This is a genomic window from Nonomuraea antimicrobica, from assembly GCF_039536965.1.
Taxonomy (GTDB): domain Bacteria; phylum Actinomycetota; class Actinomycetes; order Streptosporangiales; family Streptosporangiaceae; genus Nonomuraea; species Nonomuraea antimicrobica.
This window is the reverse complement of record NZ_BAAAZP010000242.1, coordinates 1-507: the sequence shown is the minus strand read 5'-3', so window position 1 is coordinate 507 and position 507 is coordinate 1. Positions and strand designations below refer to the sequence as shown.

General features: G+C 68.0%; 2 protein-coding genes. Both read left to right on the top strand.

The features are described 5' to 3' along the window. Nucleotides 1–311, top strand: a 311-nt coding sequence (locus tag ABD844_RS52080) for a GntR family transcriptional regulator (RefSeq protein WP_344897493.1), incomplete at its 5' end; no start/stop codon positions are given. A gap of 38 nt (nucleotides 312–349) precedes the next feature. Further along, the coding region (locus ABD844_RS53545) for a GntR family transcriptional regulator (protein WP_425568808.1) at nucleotides 350–507 on the top strand (158 nt) is incomplete at its 3' end.

The window sequence follows — 507 nt, the reverse complement described above, 5'->3', positions numbered from 1 at the left end:
CGATTCGGGAGCTGCGCGGGGCGGGCGTCATCTACACGATCAGAGGCGAAGGCTCGTTCGTCGGCCCGGAGAAGGCTCCGCGCGAGGCGCGCTCGGGATGGGTGTTCCAGTCGATCGCCGACGATCTGGCGGCGAAGGTCGAGGCCGGCGATTTCCAGCAGGACATGCCGTTGCCATCAGAGACGCAGCTCGCGCAGCGGTACGACGTCGCCAAGGGCACAGTGCGGCGGGCTCTGGCGCTGGTGCGGGAGCGCGGCTTGGTCTACACGGTCGCTGGGCGCGGCACGTACCCCCGCACTCCTTCTGAATAGGTCTAATCTCATCGCCCGCTCGCGGTACCGTTGGGTGCATGGTCAACCCTCCCGAGGACGGTACGGGCGCGGACACCCCAGGCTTGAGCGTCGCCGCAGCGGTCCGCGACGACATCAAGGCGCTCCGGTGGAAACCAGGCGACCAGTTGCCGACCGAGCCTGAGATGCAAGATGAGTACGGTGTCGGCCGTGCGGC